Source organism: Brassicibacter thermophilus, from assembly GCF_055378355.1.
This window is the reverse complement of record NZ_AP042446.1, coordinates 2,549,672-2,572,189: the sequence shown is the minus strand read 5'-3', so window position 1 is coordinate 2,572,189 and position 22,518 is coordinate 2,549,672. Positions and strand designations below refer to the sequence as shown.

Annotated in this window: 23 protein-coding genes; 17 read left to right on the top strand and 6 right to left on the bottom strand. The window is 30.4% G+C overall.

The features are described 5' to 3' along the window. Positions 1-29: 29 nt before the first annotated feature. Complete coding sequence (locus ACZ41D_RS12325) at positions 30-239, top strand: hypothetical protein (RefSeq protein ID WP_464151714.1); 210 nt, start codon at positions 30-32, stop codon at positions 237-239. A 93-nt stretch (positions 240-332) separates the two neighbouring features. Here the strand turns inward: ACZ41D_RS12325 and ACZ41D_RS12320 are convergent, their stop codons facing one another. Together ACZ41D_RS12320 and ACZ41D_RS12315 are read right to left on the bottom strand one after the other, a co-directional pair. Beyond that, the gene (locus ACZ41D_RS12320) at positions 333-506 is read right to left on the bottom strand and encodes a hypothetical protein (protein ID WP_464151713.1); all 174 of its coding nucleotides are present in this window, start codon (positions 504-506) and stop codon (positions 333-335) included. A 167-nt stretch (positions 507-673) separates the two neighbouring features. After that, positions 674-1,915: an MFS transporter gene (locus tag ACZ41D_RS12315; RefSeq protein ID WP_464151712.1), complete on the bottom strand. Its 1,242-nt coding sequence runs from the start codon at positions 1,913-1,915 to the stop codon at positions 674-676. Positions 1,916-2,185: 270 nt separating this feature from the next. On the opposite strand from ACZ41D_RS12315, the gene sfsA reads away from it, so the two are divergent. The 5 genes from sfsA (at position 2,186) to ACZ41D_RS12290 (ending at position 7,228) form a co-directional block, all read left to right on the top strand. Continuing rightward, complete coding sequence (sfsA, locus tag ACZ41D_RS12310) at positions 2,186-2,875, top strand: DNA/RNA nuclease SfsA (protein ID WP_464151711.1); 690 nt, start codon at positions 2,186-2,188, stop codon at positions 2,873-2,875. Between the two features lie 547 nt (positions 2,876-3,422). Further along, the gene (gene dctP, locus ACZ41D_RS12305) at positions 3,423-4,445 is read left to right on the top strand and encodes a TRAP transporter substrate-binding protein DctP (RefSeq protein WP_464151710.1); all 1,023 of its coding nucleotides are present in this window, start codon (positions 3,423-3,425) and stop codon (positions 4,443-4,445) included. A gap of 63 nt (positions 4,446-4,508) precedes the next feature. Continuing rightward, positions 4,509-5,012 (top strand): TRAP transporter small permease, encoded by a 504-nt coding sequence (locus ACZ41D_RS12300; RefSeq protein WP_464151709.1) that lies wholly within the window; start codon positions 4,509-4,511, stop codon positions 5,010-5,012. Beyond that, positions 5,013-6,296 (top strand): TRAP transporter large permease, encoded by a 1,284-nt coding sequence (locus ACZ41D_RS12295; protein WP_464151708.1) that lies wholly within the window; start codon positions 5,013-5,015, stop codon positions 6,294-6,296. A 230-nt stretch (positions 6,297-6,526) separates the two neighbouring features. Then, a complete protein-coding gene (locus ACZ41D_RS12290) occupies positions 6,527-7,228 on the top strand; it encodes an MgtC/SapB family protein (RefSeq protein WP_464151707.1) in 702 nt (233 codons plus the stop codon). Between the two features lie 90 nt (positions 7,229-7,318). Here the strand turns inward: ACZ41D_RS12290 and ACZ41D_RS12285 are convergent, their stop codons facing one another. The 3 genes from ACZ41D_RS12285 to ACZ41D_RS12275 all read right to left on the bottom strand — a co-directional run bounded on the left by ACZ41D_RS12285 (position 7,319) and on the right by ACZ41D_RS12275 (position 9,029). Next, a complete protein-coding gene (locus ACZ41D_RS12285; protein WP_464151706.1) occupies positions 7,319-7,885 on the bottom strand; it encodes a TetR/AcrR family transcriptional regulator in 567 nt (188 codons plus the stop codon). Between the two features lie 161 nt (positions 7,886-8,046). Then, complete coding sequence (locus ACZ41D_RS12280) at positions 8,047-8,541, bottom strand: rubrerythrin family protein (protein WP_464151705.1); 495 nt, start codon at positions 8,539-8,541, stop codon at positions 8,047-8,049. Between the two features lie 59 nt (positions 8,542-8,600). Next, positions 8,601-9,029, bottom strand: a complete 429-nt coding sequence (locus ACZ41D_RS12275; protein WP_464151704.1) for a Fur family transcriptional regulator — start codon at positions 9,027-9,029, stop codon at positions 8,601-8,603. 528 nt (positions 9,030-9,557) lie between these two features. On the opposite strand from ACZ41D_RS12275, the gene ACZ41D_RS12270 reads away from it, so the two are divergent. The 5 genes from ACZ41D_RS12270 to pcp all read left to right on the top strand — a co-directional run bounded on the left by ACZ41D_RS12270 (position 9,558) and on the right by pcp (position 16,140). Next, positions 9,558-12,596 (top strand): M14 family metallopeptidase, encoded by a 3,039-nt coding sequence (locus ACZ41D_RS12270; protein WP_464151703.1) that lies wholly within the window; start codon positions 9,558-9,560, stop codon positions 12,594-12,596. A gap of 145 nt (positions 12,597-12,741) precedes the next feature. Continuing rightward, the gene (locus ACZ41D_RS12265) at positions 12,742-13,440 is read left to right on the top strand and encodes a 5-oxoproline transporter, DUF969 family subunit (protein ID WP_464151702.1); all 699 of its coding nucleotides are present in this window, start codon (positions 12,742-12,744) and stop codon (positions 13,438-13,440) included. A 14-nt stretch (positions 13,441-13,454) separates the two neighbouring features. Continuing rightward, a complete protein-coding gene (locus tag ACZ41D_RS12260) occupies positions 13,455-14,417 on the top strand; it encodes a DUF979 domain-containing protein (protein WP_464151701.1) in 963 nt (320 codons plus the stop codon). A gap of 18 nt (positions 14,418-14,435) precedes the next feature. Further along, positions 14,436-15,422, top strand: coding sequence for an aminopeptidase (locus ACZ41D_RS12255; protein ID WP_464151700.1), 987 nt, complete (start codon positions 14,436-14,438; stop codon positions 15,420-15,422). Positions 15,423-15,492: 70 nt separating this feature from the next. Then, positions 15,493-16,140, top strand: coding sequence for a pyroglutamyl-peptidase I (pcp, locus tag ACZ41D_RS12250; protein WP_464151699.1), 648 nt, complete (start codon positions 15,493-15,495; stop codon positions 16,138-16,140). Between the two features lie 69 nt (positions 16,141-16,209). Here the strand turns inward: pcp and ACZ41D_RS12245 are convergent, their stop codons facing one another. Continuing rightward, on the bottom strand, positions 16,210-16,761 hold the full coding sequence (locus ACZ41D_RS12245) for a helix-turn-helix domain-containing protein (protein WP_464151698.1): 552 nt from the start codon (positions 16,759-16,761) through the stop codon (positions 16,210-16,212). A 283-nt stretch (positions 16,762-17,044) separates the two neighbouring features. Here ACZ41D_RS12245 and ACZ41D_RS12240 point away from each other — a divergent pair, with 283 nt between their 5' ends. The 6 genes from ACZ41D_RS12240 to ACZ41D_RS12215 all read left to right on the top strand — a co-directional run bounded on the left by ACZ41D_RS12240 (position 17,045) and on the right by ACZ41D_RS12215 (position 22,443). Next, the gene (locus ACZ41D_RS12240) at positions 17,045-18,259 is read left to right on the top strand and encodes a DUF819 family protein (protein ID WP_464151697.1); all 1,215 of its coding nucleotides are present in this window, start codon (positions 17,045-17,047) and stop codon (positions 18,257-18,259) included. A 17-nt stretch (positions 18,260-18,276) separates the two neighbouring features. Continuing rightward, positions 18,277-19,251, top strand: a complete 975-nt coding sequence (locus tag ACZ41D_RS12235; protein ID WP_464151696.1) for a dipeptidase — start codon at positions 18,277-18,279, stop codon at positions 19,249-19,251. Between the two features lie 132 nt (positions 19,252-19,383). Next, positions 19,384-20,154: an SDR family NAD(P)-dependent oxidoreductase gene (locus tag ACZ41D_RS12230; protein WP_464151695.1), complete on the top strand. Its 771-nt coding sequence runs from the start codon at positions 19,384-19,386 to the stop codon at positions 20,152-20,154. Beyond that, entirely contained in the window at positions 20,154-20,801 is a 648-nt protein-coding gene (locus ACZ41D_RS12225) for an acetoacetate decarboxylase family protein (protein WP_464151694.1), read from the top strand. Before ACZ41D_RS12230 ends, ACZ41D_RS12225 begins: the two co-directional genes overlap by 1 nt. A gap of 46 nt (positions 20,802-20,847) precedes the next feature. Further along, complete coding sequence (locus ACZ41D_RS12220) at positions 20,848-21,840, top strand: DUF4003 family protein (protein WP_464151693.1); 993 nt, start codon at positions 20,848-20,850, stop codon at positions 21,838-21,840. Between the two features lie 93 nt (positions 21,841-21,933). After that, on the top strand, positions 21,934-22,443 hold the full coding sequence (locus ACZ41D_RS12215) for a lysostaphin resistance A-like protein (RefSeq protein ID WP_464151692.1): 510 nt from the start codon (positions 21,934-21,936) through the stop codon (positions 22,441-22,443). Positions 22,444-22,518: the final 75 nt, after the last annotated feature.

Below are 22,518 nucleotides of genomic sequence, written 5' to 3'. Positions count from 1 at the left end.
CCTTTAAAATTTAACTAGTAAAAGGAAAGATGAGAAAAGACAGTGATATAGATGCTACTCCCCTATTAAAATATGAAATTTATAAAAATAATATTTTATTGTTTACAAGAAATAAGGCTATAGAGACTAATTATAAAGTTAGAACATTGTTTGAATACGATGACATAAAAAAATATTTAGATTTAGTTTATAAAACAAATATAAATAGATTAAAAGAAGAGGTACAGTCTAATGGTTAATGAACAAATAATAAAGCAGAGATTAAATCAAAAGAAACTTATCATTTTTATTCATGATAATTTCGTTTAATAGAAGCTTAGGGATAAGGACAGTCATTTTTCTAACTTGTCCCTGCACTTATGTTTAACTAAAAAATTGACACTATTTTTCCCACCAATATCTAATGCTTTCATTATACCACCGATACTGACTGTTTTTATTACTTTTTTTCTTTTTTCACTTTTATCATAATAATTGCTAATTTTATCTTCTTTTAAAAAGGACATTTCAGAGTCTCCTAAAGTTTTAACAAATGAAGAAATAGATAAAATTAATAATGCTTTAGAAAAATTTGCCCTTGTTGAGGAGGATATTAAAAGACGACATATCAAAACTATAGAGGGAAAATAAACATAGGGACAGGATCCTTTTCTAAACTGTCCCTTGCTAATTCTTAATTGACTACTTTTACCCTTCTTTTTTCCAAACAGTACAATATATACATTAATATAGATGCTGATATTGCCAACATAAATACTACTGGCCAAACATTTCTAACTCCATTATTGTCTATAAATTCGCCCATAATCATAGGAGATATTGCTGATCCTGTTCCTGTAATGATAGGAAGTATTGAATTAAATCTTCCTCTATGGGACATTGGTGTATGATTTGCGATATATACACCAGAATTTGTTGCTTGTAATATTTCTCCTATTGTCCATAATACTGTTGATATAATGAATAGTGAATAACCATATGCAAAATACTGCATACCAAATCCTACTGCACAAAACAATCCAGACAAGACTATATTTAATATAGGTCTGTTTTTCCTAGTTATGTAAGTGATTACTGTTGTTAATGTAATAACTACAATTGCATTTGTAAAGCAAATTGTGCCAAAAAATTTAGAACCTGCATCCTTTCCAAATATCTCTTTTATTTGAATGGCAGTGCTAAAATTGTGCTGTGCAAACACAAATGAATAAATAGTGCTTACAGCTGCAAATGCCAATAAGTATGGTCTTCTAAATAACACTACAATAAAAGCTCCTTCTTCTGCTTTTTCGTCTGTGTCAATAGACATGCTTTCTTTTTGCTCTTCTTTTGAAGGAATAGATTCTTCGATAAAAATAAGTATTAGTAGTAGTGAAATTAGTGTTGTTAATGTATCACCGAGGAAAATCCATTTGATATAATTATTATACAAAAATCCTGCTATTAGTGGTCCTATGGCATATCCTAAATTAATCCCTAGATATAATAAGGAATAACATTCCTTTCTATTTTCTTCATTTGATAAATCTTGTATCATCGCACTGTTGCAAGGTTGAGCTACTGAACTACTGAGATTTGCAAGGATGATTAGTTTTGGTATCATAATTGAATTACCTAAAAAAGCACAAGGTATAAACAACAGTGCTGCCAATCCTTGAAAGAAGATAAATATCTTTTTTCTACCAAATCTGTCTGAAAGATACCCTCCTAAGAGAAGACCAGGCACAGATGAAGCTGCTGTTAGAGTGATGTATGCTCCTGCATCACTTGCAGACATACCCATTTTGTCAGTCATAAACATAGTCAAAAAAGGATAAACAAATGCCCCCATAGTATTTACGATTCTTGCTACAAAAAGTATGTATATACTTCTAGGTAGTCCTGCATAACTCTTAAGAAATTTAGGCAACTTCATATACATCACTCCTAGACTAGATTGAGGAAACTTTATTAATCACATAAAAACCTACAAAAACATTAAAAATATTATATAATTAATTTAACTATTTGTAAATGAAAACAAGTAATATTTAACTTACTACTGTTTTATGGAAATATCTTGATGAGGACTTGATTAGGGTAATTAAAATTAGGGTAAATTAGAAAAGATATTATTACGTTTTATTAGAAGAATAGATTTGTTTAAAGATTTACTTGTAGCTATGCTAAAAGAAGGAGATAGAAGATGATATATAAAGAGATTGTAGAAGGAATATTTATAAAAAGACCAAATAGATTTATTGCTCATGTATTAGTAAACGGCAAAGAAGAAATAGTACATGTGAAAAATACTGGGAGATGTAAAGAATTATTAATACCGGGTGTTAAGGTAGTACTAGAGGATTGCTCCACTCATAAAAATAGGAAGACTAGGTATTCATTAATTGCAGTTTGGAAGGGAAATATGTTAATAAATATGGATTCCCAGGCTCCTAATACTGTAGTCTATGAAGCTCTTAAAGAGGGCAAAATAGAAGGATTTGAGAATTTGTTTCATATAAAGAAAGAAGTAACCTTTGGGAACTCAAGGTATGATATATACTTTGAAAATGCAAGAGGTAAAGGATTTATTGAAGTTAAAGGAGTTACTCTAGAGTTAGGTGGTATATCTATGTTTCCGGATGCACCTACTGAAAGAGGTACTAAGCATGTATTGGAGATGATAGAAGCACACAAAGAAGGGTATATAGGAGCAATATTATTTTTAGTACAAATGAAAGGGCCAAAGGTATTTAAACCTAATTGGGAAATGGATAAGAGCTTTTCAGAAGCTGTTAAGTTAGCTTACGAAAAAGGCATAAAGATATTTGCTTATGATTCATTAGTTACAGAAAATAGTATAGTTTTAGACAAGAAGGTTGATATAGAAATTTAAGAAGTAATAACCCCGTCCCTGTGCTTCCTTTTTTGTCCACTTATTTCCATTGAATTGTTAAAAAAATAACGTGAACCCCAGTTTTTTCAAGGTATAAAGGACTTTACAAACTAGAAAAGATATGATAATATACTTACATAAATTATTGGTAAAAAGTAATATATAGTTTCATTAAACAAATTATGAAAATTTAATGAAATATTGACAGGAGAACTGGAGTGTCAACAACAATTAATAATCCTATATTATATAGGTGTTATTAAATTGTTGCTTTTTTTACGCCTTTAATTATTAAAATTTATTTATAAAATAGCTAGGCAATCCAATTATAGGAAAACGATTTAAATATACATTCATAACATACTATATTTATTAAAAATTAGTAAGAAGTGTTTTTATATTTATAAATAAGAAAAGTTTTTATGAAATAACTACAAAAATAATACAAATATTCAATATAATAGCATTAATTTTTTACAATGAAAAGTAAAGATATAGTATGTTAGATGTATATTAGAATAAATCAAAATAAGAAAGGAGAATTTATTTGAAAAGGTTTTTATCTATTTTATTAGTACTAACAATTGCTTTATCTTTAACAGCATGTGGTGGACAAGATGCTAATGCACCTGCTGGCAGTGGGGAGAAGAGAGTTATTAAAGTTAGCACAAAATTTGTTGATGATGAGCAAACAGCAATATCATTGAAAAAAGTTGTAGAAGCTATAAATGAGAGAAGCAATGGCACACTAGAACTACAATTATTTACAGGTGGTATATTACCAATAGGTAAAGACGGTATGGAGCAAATAGTTCAAGGTTCAGATTGGATACTAGTAGATGGTGTAAATTTCCTTGGGGATTATGTTCCAGACTACAATGCTATAACTGGTCCATTCTTATATCAAACGTTTGACCAATATTTAGCTATGACAAAAACACCATTAGTTCAAAACTTAAACAAGCAAGCAGAGGAAAAAGGGATAAAAGTTCTTTCTTTAGACTGGGTATTTGGTTTTAGAAGTATGATGACTAATAAACCAATAAAGACTCCAGAGGATATGAAGGGATTAAACATAAGAGTTCCTACCAGTCAATTATATACATATACAATAGAAGCTATGGGAGGCAATCCTGTATCTATGCCTTATCCAGATACTTATGCAGCACTTCAACAAGGTGTAATTGATGGGGTTGAAGGTTCTATAATGACTTATTATGGAACTAAACAATACGAAAATGTTAAAGAATACTCTTTAACAAACCACTTATTAGGTGTTTCTGCAGTTATGATTTCAACTAAAGTTTGGGATGAGTTGACTGAAGAACAACGTACTATTATAGAAGAAGAGTTCCAAAAAGGAATGGAAGATAATTTAGCTGAAACTATTAGACTTGAAAAAGAGTATGCAGAATTATTGAAAAAAGAAGGTGTAACTTTCCACGAAGTGGATATTGAAGCTTTTCAGAAAGCAGCAGCTTCAGTATATACTAAATTTGATAAATGGACTCCAGGTATTTATGAAGAAATATTAAAAGAATTAGAAAAGATAAATAAAACAATAAATTAAAGTTGGAAGGAGTAAACCTTCTTCCAACTTTAAAATGAGGTGTTAATATTAAGGGAGGAAGAGATGAGTAACTTTTTAAAGAAATTCAAACAAGATTTTGAACTTTACATAGGGAGCTTTTTTTTATCAATAACTACTATTATTGTAATTATGAATGTATTTACTAGGTATTTTTTAAGGTTTACATATCACTGGGCAGAAGAAATTGCTGTAGGTGCATTTGTTTGGACTATATTTTTAGGATTTGCTAATGCTTATAAAAAAGGTGAACTTTTAGGGGTAGAATTATTATTAAAATTACTACCTAAAAAAGGAAGAATTATAATGGAGTTTTTCACATCTTTATTGTTAACAATTATATCTTCTGCTATGTTTTACTTTAGTTTTAAATATGTATCAGGATCAACTAAGATAACTGCAGCATTAGAAATATCTTACAAATATATATATACGTCAATAGTAATTTCTTTTGCACTTACTACTGTATATTCAATTATATTTTTAGTACGAAATTTCAAGAAAATGATATCTGGTGATAATAACGAAAATGAGGGAGGGATACAATAGGTGGAAACTTTTTTTCCAGTAATTATTCTATTCATTTTATTTTTTCTCAATATTCCAATAGCATATGCTTTAATGGGTTCTGCACTATTTTATTTTACATTTATAAATACTACAATGCCTATGGAAATGGTAATTCAGCAATTTGTTACTTCTGTAGAATCCTTCCCGTATTTAGCAGTACCATTTTTTATTATGCTAGGTTCTGTAATGAATTATTCAGGGATTAGTGAAGCGTTGATGGACTTTGCAAATACTTTAGTAGGACATACTAGAGGAGGATTAGCTCAAGTTAATGTATTATTAAGTGCGTTAATGGGTGGAATTTCTGGTTCTGCAAATGCTGATGCTGCTATGCAATCTAAAATATTAGTTCCTGAGATGGAAAAGAAAGGTTTCTCTAAGCCTTTTTCAGCTGCAGTAACTGCTGCGTCATCAGCAGTAAGTCCTGTAATTCCACCTGGGACAAACCTTATTTTATATGCAATCATTGCAGGTGTTACAGTTGGAGATATGTTCTTAGCTGCATATACTCCAGGTATATTGATGACTATAGCTATGGCTATAACTGTTGCTATTATTGCAAGAAAAAGAGGTTATTCTCCTAGTAGAGATAAAAAAGCATCTTTTAGTGAAATTTTCGTTGGTTTTATAAAGTCTATTTGGGCATTATTTATTCCTTTTGGGATAATTTTGGGGATGAGAATAGGTATATTTACTCCTACAGAAGCTGGAGGAATAGCAGTTTTATTTTCTTTAATAGTGGGCTTTTTTATTTATAAAAAGCTGAAATTGCAACATATACCAATTATATTAAAGGATACAGTTAAAGGTACTGGAGCAGTAATAGCAATTATTGCAAGTGCTAAAGTATTTGGCTATTACCTTACATTAGAAAGAATTCCACAAATGATAACGCAAACTCTTATGAATATGACAGATAGTCCTTTTGTTTTGTTAATGGTTATAAATGTTATGCTATTAATAATAGGAATGTTTATTGAAGGTGGAGCTGCATTGGTAATATTAGCCCCATTGCTAGTTCCAGCAGTTAAAGCTCTTGGTGTAGACCCTGTACATTTTGGTATGATATTTATCGTAAATATTATGATAGGTGGGTTAACTCCACCATTTGGATCTATGATGTTTACGGTATGCTCTATAATAGGTGTAAGATTAGAAGATTTTGTAAAGGAAATTTGGCCTTTTATAGTAGCCTTACTAGTTGTGCTAGTTTTAGTTACTTATTCAGAAAGTGTAGCATTATTTACTCTAAATTTATTTTAATTATATTTTGGAATGCAGATTGATTATAAATGAACATTAAGGCTGAGAATAGGAGAGCCGTGAAACCATATCTATTAGAAAATAGATTGTGTTTTCACGGATTTTTATATTTATATATTTATTTTAGGCTGTACACCAACTTGTGAAATTGCGTATTATATAATAAAATTAAATGAATAACTTGGAATAAATCTAATGGGGACAATTAATATAAAGGGAGGGAAAGGTTCTTGATTAGCAATGAGGAAATTATTTTAAGATTAATTTTATCAGCAATAGCAGGAAGTATTGTTGGTATGGAAAGAGAGGTTAACCATAGCTATGCTGGGCTTAGAACTCATATATTAGTTACTTTAGGCTCTGCACTTATTATGATGATATCTATGTACGGTTTTAGAGGACTTGGTGTTAATCACAGTGGTGGAGAACCAGCTAGATTGGCAGCACAAGTAGTTAGTGGAATTGGTTTTTTAGGAGCAGGAACTATTTTAAGAACAGAAAATAATATCCGGGGGTTAACTACTGCTGCAAGTATATGGGTTTGTGGAGGCATAGGTTTAGCTATAGGAAATGGTTATTACTTAGGAGGAGCTGCGACTACTATAATAGTTTTGTTTGTTTTAAGAGGATTGGGTTTTCTTCAGAAGAGATTATCTAAAAGGCAGTACAAAATATTAATTGTGCAATGTAGGGAAAGAGCTGGATTAATAGGTGATATAGGATATATACTAGGAAAAAATGATATTACTATTAATGAAATTAAGATTAATAGCGAAGATGGCATGGCAGAAAATGGCGAAAGTATATTAGAAATTAGATTTAAAGTGAAGTTGCCTCATAAATTTGAGGACAATGGTTTTTTTGATGACATTTTAAGTGTCGATGGAGTAGAAAATGCAATATGGAAGGGTAAAATAGAAGCATGGGGATAATAGCAAGTAGCAAGTAGGGACGGTTCTTGCTTTCTTTGCTTAGATATGAACTAGACAAAGGTATACCCTTTGTCTAGTTTTTAATCAAAATTATTTTAACGAATCTAGATAAGCATTGATGATTTGTTCAGATCTCTTAGTTAATGAATAACTCCATTTATTTAAGCACCAGTCATAGGTAAGACCTCGTTGAATCATTGTATACGTTTTCCCTAACTCGGCATATGAACGATTAGTATTAATTTCTCTATTTTCGATAGCTTCCTTAAATAATCTATTAACAAGCTTATAGTATAATCTGTCAGGATTTAAGATATGCCTTTCAAACTGAGTTCTTACTTGTAAACCATATAAGTCGGAGTAAAAGGCTTTATATGGAGAGTTTTCAAGATTATTAGAAACAAACACATTAAAATCTTTTAATCTTTGGATTGCACTAATTGTTTTATTTTCATTTTTAAGCCATTCATTATATACTTCATCGAATTTATATGCTACACAAAACAACAATTCTTCTTTGCCTTTAAAATGGTGATAAAAAGATCCTTTAGAAGTTTTTGATTTTTTGATTATCTCATTAACAGTTGTGTTTTCATATCCTTGTTTTAAAAAAAGATCTAAAGCTGTATCGAGGAGTTTTTTACGTACCTTTGTCATTTTCATATTTACTAGCATATTCATTCCTCACAATTTTTTCTACATTATAGCATAACATATAATTTGTTGCAAGAGAACAGCTTGGTTTTATATAACAAAAAGGAAGCAAAGAAGGGGGGTTCTTTACTTCCTTTTATCACTTAAGAAAATTGATTTGTGTTTTAGTATTTGATAAATTTAGTGCCTGGTACACCGCATATACTGCATTTATCTGGAATACTTTTTTCAATATTTCCGCATACTGGACATAGATAGTAGGATACTTCTTCTGTCTCATCGATGTTTTCCAATGCTTCTTTATAAAGTTTTGCATGCACTTTTTCAGCTTCCATAGCAAACGTAAAAGTCTTAATAGCTTCTTTGTTATCTTCTTCCTTAGCATTTTTTAAGAATTCAGGGTACATACTTTCAAATTCATATGTTTCACCATTAACAGCGTCTTGAAGATTTTTATCAGTTGATAAGATCTTTTGAGCTACTTCTAAATGTCTTTGAGCATGTATAGCTTCTGCTTCTGAAGCTGCTTTAAAAAGTTTAGCTGCATTAGTTTTACCTTCAGCTTCTGCCTTTTTTGCGTATGCTGTATATTTTCTATTTGCTTGAGATTCACCTGCAAATGCATCCATTAAATTTTTAAGAGTTTTACTATTTTCCATTTTATTACCTCCTGTTTAATTTTTATTTTAAATTATTTTATTATGCAATTACTTCAATCTTAATTATCTTTATTTTGACTAACACAATTTTTGCAAATTCCTTTGAAATATACCTCTTTACTATAAACTTTGAATCCTTCTAAATCTTTTATATCAAATGAGTCTATATTTATTGCAAAATCATAAATAGTTCCACAGGATTCACATTTAAAATGACCATGACTCTTTGTATCTATATCATATCTAGTTTCATTATCTTCTATAGTTATCACTTTTACTATACCAGCTTCGACCAATGTATCTAATGTGTTGTAAACTGTTGTTTTTGATAGAGTAGGTATTTCTTTACGAAGTTGTGAAAATATTTGATCTACAGTAGGATGAATCCTGTTGTTGACCAGATATTCTAAGACTTTAAGTCGCTGATGAGATAAACGAATATTTTTTAATTTTAACTGTTCTAATAAACTTTCAAAAGTTATATTCAAGTAATTCACATCCTTAAAAATGAAATAAATACAAACTTGTAATAATTACAATTTAATTATAATTACAATATAATTATTTGTCAAGTATTTTTATAATTATTTGTCAAGTATTTTTTTAAAATTTTTTATTACTACAAATTACTTTAGTAAATCCTTTTAGAATTAAAGATGAATGTATAATAAATGGTATAATTAATGAGAACATTTGATATTTATACATTATTAAAAATTCAAAAAATAAAGTCGAGTATGATGAAAATTTAGTAGTATCTATAAGTAAATGTGTATATATAACTTTTTCATAATAGTGCTATATATAAAGTATCAAATAATAATGATAGTGAATATATAGAAAATTCACTTAAAATATCTTTTATTTCTGGGTTTTACTCTACATCTTCTGATTTCCCTGTTGTATCATCAGAAATAGGAACTAATATAGAAAGTGTTAACTTAGAAAATATAATAAATAAACCTGAAAACGGTATACCAACGAATTATACTGTTTCTTCAGATTCAGCAATTTATGTGAAAGAGCTCAATGATAACAGTAAAAAGGGTCTTGAAAGTCTTTTTGACAAAGGATTTGTATTGAGTGATGAAAATAACGATTTATTGGCAGATACTATGAATGTTAGATTTGACACAAAAAACCTTAATGATAAATCTATTTTAGCAGCAGCATGTAATATGGCTTTTAGGTTTGGAATGTCAGTGACATCTTTTAGTGGAAAACTGATTGCTGATGAAAACTATAAAGGTAGTAGAATAATCTTTGAAGGGACAGGTGAGCCTTCTATTAAGTTTACTGATGGACAAGTTAAGAATATTCATGTATATGGAAAAGGTTTAAGACTGGAAAAATTTATTGCTAAATTATGTCGTGAGCTTCCTGAAGTAGGACGAGGATATACGTGGGCAGATTACAAAGAGGATTTCTTTAGTTCATTTAAGTTAAGAAATTTGGACGGACAGCTTAGCTATGCCAAAACTTTCATGAATTCATCTAATGATGAGATTACTATTTATGCTGAACCTAATTTATTAGAAAGATATGACAGATATAAAGATGAGTTTAAAAATGCAAAATTTATTAATTATAAAGGTAACCGAAAGATATATTCAAAGAAATATGATATTAACTGGGAAGTAGATGAGTTAAAGAAAGTAGTTAAAGGTGAACTTATTCCGAAGCTTAGAAGTGGGTCTAAAGTAAAAATAATAGCTGCTGTAAGTGAAAACAATGATGTAAGGAAAAAACTTAAAGCTGAAATAAAGAAAATTCTTTATGATTTAGGATTTGATTCAGATATAGAGATAGTTTGTGCATATAAGCAGGGATATTCTTGGATTTCAGATATTATAGTTCCTAAGCTAAAGGGAAAAGAAATATCAGAAATTAAGGTGAAATTTAAACCTTTTCTTCCTGAGGGAAAAACAGAATGGGACGATGAAGATGGTGCGAGACCGTCATATTCTAATTTTGGCAGTTATGATGAAAACAAGTGGTATGATCTTCCTATAAGATTTCTTCAAGAGTTATATCCTGTTGATGAAATAATAGCTAGAGAGCTAGATATTTCAAAGGATGATGTGAAATTTGAAACCTATAAAGGGTTTGAGGATATAACTTACGAGGTTACAGCTTATGATAAATCAAGACATAAGTTGCTAAAAGAATGTTATAAAGTAGAAACTTATGAAAGGCCATATATTTCAGAGTTGCCTGAGTTAGGTAAGGTTCACCCTGCAACAGGTTATATAAAAGCCTATTGTAATGGTGTTGAGATATTAAATAAACAAATAAAAACAGATATAGACAGAGTATGGGATATATTTCAAAATCAAATTCTTCCTGAAAGTAAAAAGTTTGTACTAAATAAATACAATGGTAAAATTACAAAAGCTAATGAACCTTTTTTCTCAAAACTGGAAATAAAAGCTGAACTTTCTGAACCTAATTTCAGGACAGGAACACGTGAGGATATGATATCTTCACTTGATGCACTTCACGAAGATATGTATTTTGTTGCTACTGATTATTACAAGAATTTTGGCTTTATTGAATCAGGGGATCCTTTTGATGCACCAGGATTGATTTTACCTAATTTGAGAGAAGTAGAAGGTAAGAAGCCTAAGCTTACTGTTACTCTTTATGATAGAGAAGCTGAATATGCTGGCGTGTTAAGAAATGGTAAATTATTAACATATAAAGCTGAAAACCCTGAAATGTATGTTGATGAAATAAGTTTTAATGAAGATGATGAATTGAGTTACAATATAAAAACTGAAAATTGTGATAAGGACATGCTTAAGGAATATTTTGCTTTAATGAGCAAGGGGGTTCTTGAGGCATCAGAACAGACAGCGTATATTTCTTCTATTAGCGTAAAGGAATATGGTATTTATTGCACCAAACAGCCTGAGGCAAAAACTGAAATAAATATTGATAGAGATATAAAAATAATTAACAGTATTGATTTTAAAGAGGGCAATGTTATAGGTTATGACGATTATATTCAAATAATCAATGAACTTAAAAAGATATCTTGCTTAAAAGTTTATATTGCTGGCAAAAGTTATAATGGAAGGCTGATTTATGCTGTAGATATAATTCCTGAAGGTGAAACAGGTTTTGTATCAGAGGTTAAATCTTTAACATATAATCCTTCTCAGCTTATACTCTGTAGACATCATGCAAATGAAGTATCTTCTACAAATGCTTCATTTAGAATAATAAAGGAACTGATATGTAATCCTGAAAGCAGGAAGATCGCAGATAATCTTAATATTACAATTATCCCTGTAGAAAATGTAGATGGTACTGCTCTCCATTATGAACTTATGAAAATCAATCCTAATTGGAAATTCCATGTAGCACGGTTCAATGGACTTAGTAAGGAATTTTTTCATGAAGTATTTAAAGAGGATTCTATTCATACTGAAGCATATGCTTTTAATAGAATTTACAAGCGTACTCTTCCTGATTTAATCGTTGATAACCACGGCGTTCCTTCTCATGAGTGGGAACAGCAGTATTCAGGATATACATCTCCTTCATATAAAGGATTTTGGCTGCCTAGATCTATTATTTACGGATATTTTTGGCCACCTAAAGAAGATAAATTTAAAGACAATATTGTACTTTGTAAAAAATTACAAGATGAGGTATCTAAAGAAATTGCATCGCACAAAGAGCTAAAAGAGCTTAACCTTGAATGGGCTGAAAGATTTGAAAAGTATGCACATAAGTGGATGCCTAAACTTTTTCCAGCAGATTATTATAATGATATGATTTTTTATTGGATTTACATGAACCATACTGCTGATGCTAGTTATGTTTCATGGAGACATCCTTGGATAAACACAGCTTATTTCACAAGTGAAGTAGCTGATGAAACAGCACAAGGAGACTATTTAAAGATATGTACTGATGCACATTTTTATCATAATATGCGAATTTTAAATGTTATGAAAGATGTGAAAAAAATATATAAATATGAATTTAAAGATGAAGAAAATAATTTGATACTTAATTTAACTAGACAAAGACCTGTGCTTGTTTAGTTAAATTTATAGTATAAATATGAAGACAGTTATATAGGGATAAAAATTTAAAGTCAAAATTAGTTTATGAAATATAAGGTATAATAATTAAAATATTGAATTTGTTCCTTATATTCTGTCTAGAAAAATAGGAGGGAGTCATTATATGAATTATTTAGTGTTATTAGGTGTTTTAGTTGTAATCGTCGGCTTTGCATTAAAGCTTGATTCAATTCTCATTATTGCTGTTGCAGCTATAGTTACTGCTATAACAGGTGGAATGGGAATAACAGAATTTTTAGGTGCTTTTGGTGGGACTTTTGTCGGCTCAAGGTATATGAATGTATTTTTGATTGTATTATTACTCACAGGAACTTTGGAAAGAAATGGTTTAAGGCATGCTGCTGCAAAAGTTATCGGGAAGATAAAAGGAGCTACTCCAGCTCATGTGCTCAGTGTATACAGTGTGCTTAGAGGTGTTTTAGGTGCTTTTAATGTTGGACTTGGTGGAGTTGCAGGGTTTACAAGACCAGTGCTTATGCCTATGTGTCAAGCTTCAGTAGAAACTAAAGGTCATAAAGCAAACGAAGAACACATGGAAAATGTAAAAGGTATGGCTGCAGGTGTTGAAAATATTGTATGGTTCTTTACTCAGGTTCTTTTCATTGGTGGTTCAGGTGGACTATTGGTAAAAGGTGCTATGGAAGGCTTAGGTTATACAGTAGAACTTCCACAGCTTGCAGCTGTAGAAATTCCAGTAGCAATTTTTGCAATATTAGTTACAATTGTATATTACAATTTCTTGGACAAGAGATATATGAAGAAATACTATGGTGAAAATACTGCAAAAACAGAAAATAAATAAGGGGAGGTAATTATATGTCATTTTTTCTAAGTCCAGATGTAACTTTAGGAACTAAGTTACTTGAAATATTATATATTATTTGTGGAATTATCTGTTTATATGCTGCATTTAAGAATTTAAAGGATAAAGAAAATCCTTCAAGAATAGGCACTTTTATTTTCTGGTTTCTATTTGGAGTTCTTATGGCATTTGGAAGATTTATAGGGAACTTACCAAATGGCAATGTTATTAATGGTATTATAGTTTTAGCAATGATGGTCCCTGCAATATTGAAAAAGGTTAAGCCAGGACATTCAAATGTAGCAACTCCTGAAGAACAGGCTGCTGATTTTAAGAAAATAGGGATGAAAATATTTATTCCAGCTCTTGGAATAGGTATATTTGCTTTGATTTTTGCATTTATTCCTGGTATCAGTTCTCTTGTTGGTATGGGAGTTGGTGTTATAGTAGGTATAATTTTATTAACAATATTTAATAATAAAAATACTGTTAAGACTTATTTTGACGATTCAGAAAGATTTCTTTCAATAATTGGACCTATTTGTTTACTTCCTTGCTTACTTGGAGTATTAGGTAATATATTTACTTTAGCAGGTGTTGGTGACGTTATTTCAGCTTTAGTTGGAAACATTATTCCTGAAGGAAATTTAGCAGTTGGTATTATCGTATATGCTATAGGCATGATGCTATTTACTATGATCATGGGTAATGCTTTTGCAGCTATTACAGTTATGACAGTTGGGATAGGTGGACCTTTCGTATTTGCTTTAGGTGCTGACCCTGTAATCTGTGGAATGTTAGCATTGACTTGTGGTTACTGTGGTACTTTATGTACTCCTATGGCAGCAAACTTTAATATCGTTCCAGTTGCTATTTTGGAGATGAATGATAAGTGGGGAGTTATTAAAAAACAAATTGTACCTGCCATTGCAATTGTAACGTTTCAGATAATATATATGTTAATGTTTGGCATGTAATATAATGAGGGTGGTATTTTGGATGAACTAATTGCAAGAGGTGCGAAAATAGTCATAAATGATTGGCTTCTTTTGAAACCTAAAGAAAATCTTTTGATAGTTACAAGTGATCACCATTTGAAAGAAGCTAATATTTTAAAGGCTTATGCAAAAGAAGTTGGAGCTTCTGTAGATGTAATGCTTGTAGAAAAAGGTGGGAAAACAGTAGGCGTTTATTTTGATAAAAATGATAAAATATTTGATCCATACGATGCAATAATAGGTGCAACAGAATACTCTCTTGTTACAACTCTTGCAGCTAAGCGTGCAATTGCATTTGGGAAAAAGTATGTGTCTTTACCTCTATCCACTAATAATGGTGTATCTATGCTTGCATTTGATTTTATGACAGAAAATACAGAAATAAGCAAGATTAAAGCAAATTTACTTATGAAAAATATTAAAGGTTCAAGTAAAATTCATGTAAAAACAAAACTTGGAACAGATCTACATTTGAGCATGAAAGGGAGAAAACCAGGTTTCTTTAATGGAAATGTTGAAGATGGAGGAGGTTTTTCTTCTTCTAGCATAGAAGTATATATTCCAATTGTTGAGACTGCTACAAATGGTATTTTGGTGCTTGATGGTTCATATGGATATATTGGAAAGGTAGAGACTCCTTTTAAAATATTTTTCGAAGAAGGGAAAATTGTCAATATCGAAAATTCAGAAAGTGGTAGGATTTTAAAAGAGTACTTGGAATCATTTAATGATGCACGTATGTATTATGGTGCCGAATTTGGAATAGGGTTAAATTCTAAGGCAAGGTGTAATGGTGATTGCTATATTGAGGATGAATCAGCATATGGTACATTTCATATAGGCCTAGGACGAAATTTTGCATTGGGAGGGCAGCATGATGCTAGCGGTCATTTTGATTTAGTAACACATAATGCTGATATATATTTTGATAACAGGCATATAGTTGATAAAGGGAAGGTTACGATACAAAGTGTGTATTTTTAAAATTGAGGAAATTGCATAATTACTATAGGTTCAAAATTTAACCTTAATTAAAAAAGAAAGGGTGGGTAGAATGAAAATATTAGTAACTGGTTTTGATCCATTTGGTGGGGAAAAGGTAAATCCTGCTTATGAAGCGGTAAAATTGCTTCCTCAAAAAATAAAAGGAGCAGAAATAATAAAGTTAGAGATTCCTACAGTATTTGCCAAAGCTCCTGAAGTAGTAAAAGAAGCCATGAAAAAATACAAACCTGATGCAGTACTTAATGTAGGACAGGCAGGTGGAAGATGCGGAATTACTGTAGAAAAAGTTGCTATTAATTATGTAGAGGCTAGAATTCCTGATAACGAAGGAGACCAGCCATCAGACCAACTACTTAGAGAAGATGGTGAAACAGCTTATTTTTCAACACTTCCTATTAAGGCAATGGTTGATAACATGAGAAAGAATGGTATTCCTTCATCTATTTCATATACAGCGGGAACTTATGTGTGCAATGCAGTAATGTATACTACATTGTATAACATTAGTAAAGAATTTCCTGGGACTATAGGTGGATTTATTCATGTACCATATGAAATGGGACAAGTGTTAGATAAACCTAAAATGCCATCTCTACCTGTTGAAACAATAGCTAAAGGTTTAGAATACGCAATAGAAGCAATCGTTGACTACAAAGAAAAGGACTTAAAAGTTAACCTAGGCGGAACAATACAATAATACTCGAACACACGAACATATGTGGAACACACGGGAACGGTTCTCGTGTGTTTATACCTATAATTATTTCTAAAAACTTGGAGGAGTCATTGCCCAAACAGATATACAATCTTCATCTCCAATGTTTATATACCTATGAGGTATAGTGCTGTCAAAATAAATACTGTCTCCTTCTTCTAATATGTAGTCTTGATTTTCAGTTTTAACCATTAATTTTCCTTTAAGAACTAATCCTCCTTCTTCACCTTCGTGGCTTATAAGTTCTTTTCTTGAACAATCTCCAGGCTTTATAGTAATATATAAAAATTCTATTTTCCTATTTAGATCAGGTGATAGCAGTTCATATGTAGCATTTACTTCAGAAGTAACTATTCTTTTTCTATTATTCTTTTTAACAATAGGATTTGTACTTTTTATTTCTTCTTCGTTAAAAAAATATCCTATGGAAACTTCCAAACTTTTTGCAATGCTCCAAAGAGAAGTAATAGAAGGATTAACTATATTACGTTCTATCTGACTTATAAGGCCAGAACTAAGGCCTGATATTTCAGCTAATTTTGCAATACTCATATTTTTACTTTTTCTTATTTTTTTTATTTTTGAGCCGATATCTATGTTCATTTATATCACTCCTACTTAGTAGTATTCTAATATGAGAAATTTGTATAATTATTATAAGTTCAACATTTTTTAAAATATTTTTTATGCAATTTTTCATTTATATTTTATCATAATATTTTGAAAGATACATAGGAAGAGGAAATTGTATGAGAAAATTATATTATTCAATATATTGAAACAAGTTTCAATATATTGAATAATATGAAAAAATATAATATAATATAAATTAACAGAATATTATGAAGAATATTCTTCGTAATTAAATAAAAAAGGGGGAGATATAGTGTCAGGAACTTTAATCAGTCCAGATAACACATGGGCATTGTGGGCTATATTAGTAGGCTGGGCAGCTGTTAGTATTTGGTTAGAACAAACTTACAAATGGGCATCGAAGGTTACTGGGGCAATAATAGGTTTGGTAGGTGCGCTGGTTTTAGCAAATTTAAAAATAATCCCAACATCTGCTCCAACTTATGATATAGTTTGGGGTTATGTAGTACCACTGGCTTTGCCGCTTCTTCTTTATAGTGCAAATGTTAAGAAGATATGGAAAGAAAGTGGAAAAGTAGTAGTTATATTCTTATTAAGTGCTGTAGGTACAATGATAGGTGCAATAGTAGCATTTTTATTACTAAAAGATAAAATACCACAATTGTATAAGATGGCAGGAATGATGACTGGTTCTTACATAGGCGGAGGAGTAAATTTTGTTGCAATGTCAGATAACTTTTCTACACCAGGAGAGATGGTTTCTGCATTAGTTGTAGCTGACAATTTACTTATGGCTTTATATTTCTTCGTTCTTATTGGGATACCATCATTAAAATTTTTCAAAAAACATTACAGTCATCCACATATTGATGAGTTAGAAAAGATTGGAGAAGATAAAGAAGGCAAGACAAGAGCAGCTCAATATTGGGAAAGAAAAGAGGTTTCACTAAAGGACATTGCATTTGCAATGGGTTCAGCTTTTGTAATAGTAGCAATTTCAGATCAATTAGCTTCCTTCTTTGCTTCAGTAATACCAACTGGTAATTTTGGATTAGAGTTATTAAATGGTTTATTAGGTAATAAGTACTTAATTATTACTACTTTAACAGTTATTTTTGCAACATATTTGCCAAACTTTTTTGGTAATATCAACGGTGCTTCAGAAATTGGAACTTTCCTCATTTATATATTCTTCGTAGTAATAGGAGTACCAGCTTCTATTCGGTTAATAGTTACTAAATCTCCTTTACTTTTAGTTTTTTGTGCTATAATTGTATTAATTAATATGATAGTAAGTTTAATATTTGGAAAGCTATTTAAATTTAATTTAGAGGAGATACTTTTAGCTTCAAATGCTTGTATAGGTGGGCCAACTACTGCTGCAGCTATGGCTATAGCTAAAGGTTGGAATAAGATAGTAGTACCTATAATACTAGCAGGTACACTTGGATATGTAGTAGGAAATTATTGTGGAATATTTATTGGGCAATTATTATCTATGATGTAAAAATTGGGGGTAATTAAATGATATTTGACGGACACGGTGATATTTGGACAGATGTAACAATAAAAAGACAAGCAGGTTACAAAGACATAATAAAAAATATGCATTTGGATAGATTTAAAAAAGGTAATATGATTGGGGGGATATTTGTAATTTGGGCAGATCCTCCTCATGATAAAAGGCCTAAAGAGAGAGCTTTAGAAATGCTTGAACATATGAGTTCAGAAATAATGGAAAACCAAGATGTAATAAAAATAGTCCATAACAGCAAGGATTTTACGAAAGCATTAGAAGAAGGTAAACTTGCAATAATTATTGGAATGGAAGGATTAAGTTCTATTGGTAATAGAGTCAATTTAATCAATGCACTATATATGTTTGGTGTTAGGCATATGTCTCTTACTTGGAATGAAGAAAATGAGTTGGCAACGGGAATAGAGGGTAGTCCAGATAGAGGAGTTACCAAATTTGGCATTGAAGCTTTAAAGCTGATGGAGAAATTAGGAATTATCGTAGATGTATCTCACGCAAATGATAAAACTTTTTGGGATGTTTATGAAAATACTACAAAACCTTTTATTGCTTCTCATTCAAACTGCAGAAAGTTATGTAATGTACCAAGAAATCTTACTGACGACCAATTGAAAGCAATTGCAGAAAGAAAGGGTTTAGTAGGATTAAATGCTTTTAATGAATTTGTACATATGGATAAAGAAAAAAGAGATGTTGAGCATTTAGTAGATCATTTAGACCATATGGTTGAATTAATGGGTATAGACCATGTAGGATTAGGCTTTGACTTCTTTGAATATTTGCAAAGCAATACTGTTACAGGTTTTACTCAAGATAATTATGTTGGGACAAAAGGATTTGAGGACATCTCAAAGAGTGCGAATTTTATTAATTTACTTGAAAAAAGAGGTTACAACCAAGATGATATTGAAAAGATATGTTATAAAAATTACCTTAGAATTATAAAAGAAATAATGGATTAGCACATGGGAACGGTTCTCATGTGCTATTTTTTATATATAATGGAACATTATACTTTGCAAAAATGATTTTCATATGTTTTATGTTATAATAATATCATAGCTTTTAGAGTATATTAGAAATGAAGGGAAGAGATGAATATGGATATTTCGGGAAAAAATGTAGTTGTTACTGGGGGTTCTTCTGGCATTGGCTTAGAACTTGTTCATCTTCTTTTAAAGTCAAATTGTAATGTAGTAGCTGCTTCTCGAAGTATAAATAAAATTTCTTTGCAAGATGAAAAATTATATACTTTTACATGTGATGTTTCTAAGAAAGAAGAAATTGATGCTTTATTTGATTATTCTATAGAAAAATTGGGGTATATTGATATCTTTATTGCTAATGCAGGATTTGCATATTATGAAAAAATCGAAAAGGCTGATTTAGAACATATAGAAAAAATATTTAAAACAAATGCTTATAGTGTGATGTATAGTGCTATGAAGATGAAAGAGCTATATTATGATAAACCATACAACTTTGTATGTACTTCCAGTGCTATGGGATTTTTATCTTTGCCAGGATATTCTCTATATAGTGCCACTAAAGCGGCATTGAGAGGATTTGCTGATGCTTATAGGTATGAATTAAATAAAAACCAGCATTTTCAAGTTGTATTTCCTATAGCCACTAAGACACAATTTTTCAAAAACGCAAATAATGCTCCCCCACCATGGCCTATGCAAAATGTAAATCATGTTGCTAACTGTATTATTTCTGGAATAAAAAAAGATAAAAAGAATATATACCCATCAAAAGCATTTGTTTTTACGAAGAATTTTCTTCCTTTTGCTTTTAAATTATATGTTATGAATGAAAATAAAAGATATATCAATTATTTGAAAAAAAGAAGGGATAAGTGATGACCACTCTTAAACCAGCACCTTGGCATTTATCTGGCAAGGGTTATATTCTTGTCTATAAGCTAAAAAGATCTTTTGTTAAAGAGAAAGCTTTTGTTCATGATTTTTTACATGGTAAGAGCTTAGGAGGATTTGGATTTATTATGCTTGTAGATTATGAATCCTCGAATGTTGGACCTTACGGTGAGTTGTTGTTTATTCCAGGCAAGTTTAAATATAAAGAAAAAAGACTATATTCTATAACTAAAATATATGTTTCAACATTGGACAGCGTAGTGAATGGAAGAAATAATTGGGGAATACCTAAGGAAAAAGCAGATTTTAGGTTTGAATTGATAGATGAATCAAAAGAAAGAATTGTTGTAAGTAATGATGATAAGCTGATTGCTGATTTTGAGATTGATTCAGGTAAGGTACCATTTCCTATTAGTACAAAGGTGCTTCCATTTCCATTAATTCAACGATATGAAGGAAAAGATTATTATACTTCTTTTTCTGGTAGTGGTAAGGGTAGACTAGCTAAAATAAAAAGATTAAAGATAAATCAAGAAATGTTTCCTGATGTTTCAGAAGAAAGATTAATAGGTGTAATCGAGGTAGACCCTTTTCATATTACTTTTCCTACTGCTAGAATAGAGAAAATTTAAGAGGTATACAAAGGATTTGATTATTTATAATAATAGGAGGAATTTAATGAATACTGAAGTGAAAGCAAAAGTAGATTTAATGGTTGACAATTATTATGAGCTAAAAAAAGGATTTAAATGGGAATCAAATTTAGCAAAACATTTTGGAGCGTTAGTTCATTCAATTAATGGAAAAAAGGTTGATGTAAGTATCATTGAAAAAATTGTCAAATACATCAAAAGTAAAACAGGTACATTCTCTAATTATAGAGGTACTAATGGATTTATATTATCAAATCTTTTATCTTTTGAAGAAGATTATGAAACATTTTTTAATAATATGTTGGAAGTAAATAAGAAGATGAGAGACAAAAAGTTTAAAAGTTCAGCTTATTTGCCTTTGGCTGCTTATACTATTACAAAAGAAGTATCTTCGGAAGAATGGGATTATAGAATTGATAGAATGAGAGATTTCTATAATTATATGAAGGAAAATCATTTTTGGTTAACTTCTAGTGATGATTACGTATTTGCAGCAGTATTAGCAATTTCTGATTTAGAGGCAGAAAAAGCCTCTAAAGATATTGAAAAATGTTATAGGTATCTAAATGAAGATGGGTTTCATAAGGGTAATGACCTTCAGACACTTTCGCATATCCTTGCTATTGGAGAAGAGAGTGCTGAAGTAAAATGTAAGAAAACAGTCGAAATATATAAAGGATTAAAGGGGAAAAAGTTAAAATTAGCGTACAATGGATTAGCCTCTTTAGGAGTATTAGCACTTGTAGCATCTGATATAGATAAGATAATTGATGAAATAAAAGAAGTATATGATTATATTTATGAAAAGAAAGGCTATGGGACATGGAGCATCGATAAATCTATGAGAACTATGCTAGCTGCAACTTTAGTTGCTGATTCTTATGTAGAAAATATCAAGAAGGGAGTTGTACAGGTAGCTTTAGGCAACAGTATAAATGCTATAATAATAGCTCAACAGCAGGCAATGATAGCTGCAGCATGTGCAGCAAGTGCAGCAGCTTCATCTTCCAGTTCCTAACAAACAGAACACAAGGGGACAGTTCTCTTGTGTTAATTTTACAGTGGACAAGCCTATGCAAGTCATTTCAACGGTGTCTGGAGGGAGATGATCATGCCTATTTTGTTTTTAGTAATTGGAATAGTAGCTTTGTTTTTTGTTGATAAAAAATTTTTATATGTATCTTCAACATCTTCTTTTTATGGGTTTATAATAGGAATTTGTTTTATGATTATTCATATTTTAATGGCCAAAGGAATTAAGTTGAGAAAAGAAGAAGTGAATAGAGGATTAATCTATACTAGTTTATTAATGTATGCTATAGAGTTGCCAGCAGAAGAGTTTTTATATCGAGGAATTATTTTTGTTTCTCTTTTGAAATTATTTCATCCTATAGTATCTATTTTATTGGTGTCAATATTATTTCTAGGGTTGCATATAAAAACTTGGAGTAATCAGTTTGTTTGGATTGGTTCATTGATATTAGGATTAATATGTGCAGTAAGTGTATACTTCACAAAAAGTATTTGGACTGCAATTATAATTCATATTTTGAATGATTTTGGATTTATGACTTTAATAAACAAAAGAAATATATTCAAAGAAAATAAATTATTCAATTAATTGACGAAAATGCATAATTACTACAAGGTAAGAAATATTTTATTATGCAATTTTCTCATATAACAGAAAGAGGTG

Bases quoted from the DNA above. Each gene is read 5' to 3' on its own strand.
- ACZ41D_RS12235 (WP_464151696.1), top strand. From the start codon at position 18,277: ATGATATTTGACGGACACGGTGATATTTGGACAGATGTAACAATAAAA.
- ACZ41D_RS12230 (WP_464151695.1), top strand. From the start codon at position 19,384: ATGAATATGGATATTTCGGGAAAAAATGTAGTTGTTACTGGGGGTTCT.
- ACZ41D_RS12320 (WP_464151713.1), bottom strand. From the start codon at position 506: ATGTCCTTTTTAAAAGAAGATAAAATTAGCAATTATTATGATAAAAGT.
- ACZ41D_RS12260 (WP_464151701.1), top strand. From the start codon at position 13,455: ATGTCATTTTTTCTAAGTCCAGATGTAACTTTAGGAACTAAGTTACTT.
- ACZ41D_RS12215 (WP_464151692.1), top strand. From the start codon at position 21,934: ATGCCTATTTTGTTTTTAGTAATTGGAATAGTAGCTTTGTTTTTTGTT.
- ACZ41D_RS12245 (WP_464151698.1), bottom strand. From the start codon at position 16,761: ATGAACATAGATATCGGCTCAAAAATAAAAAAAATAAGAAAAAGTAAA.
- ACZ41D_RS12265 (WP_464151702.1), top strand. From the start codon at position 12,742: ATGAATTATTTAGTGTTATTAGGTGTTTTAGTTGTAATCGTCGGCTTT.
- ACZ41D_RS12285 (WP_464151706.1), bottom strand. From the start codon at position 7,885: ATGACAAAGGTACGTAAAAAACTCCTCGATACAGCTTTAGATCTTTTT.
- ACZ41D_RS12280 (WP_464151705.1), bottom strand. From the start codon at position 8,541: ATGGAAAATAGTAAAACTCTTAAAAATTTAATGGATGCATTTGCAGGT.
- ACZ41D_RS12300 (WP_464151709.1), top strand. From the start codon at position 4,509: ATGAGTAACTTTTTAAAGAAATTCAAACAAGATTTTGAACTTTACATA.
- ACZ41D_RS12220 (WP_464151693.1), top strand. From the start codon at position 20,848: ATGAATACTGAAGTGAAAGCAAAAGTAGATTTAATGGTTGACAATTAT.
- ACZ41D_RS12225 (WP_464151694.1), top strand. From the start codon at position 20,154: ATGACCACTCTTAAACCAGCACCTTGGCATTTATCTGGCAAGGGTTAT.
- pcp (WP_464151699.1), top strand. From the start codon at position 15,493: ATGAAAATATTAGTAACTGGTTTTGATCCATTTGGTGGGGAAAAGGTA.
- ACZ41D_RS12315 (WP_464151712.1), bottom strand. From the start codon at position 1,915: ATGAAGTTGCCTAAATTTCTTAAGAGTTATGCAGGACTACCTAGAAGT.
- sfsA (WP_464151711.1), top strand. From the start codon at position 2,186: ATGATATATAAAGAGATTGTAGAAGGAATATTTATAAAAAGACCAAAT.
- ACZ41D_RS12325 (WP_464151714.1), top strand. From the start codon at position 30: ATGAGAAAAGACAGTGATATAGATGCTACTCCCCTATTAAAATATGAA.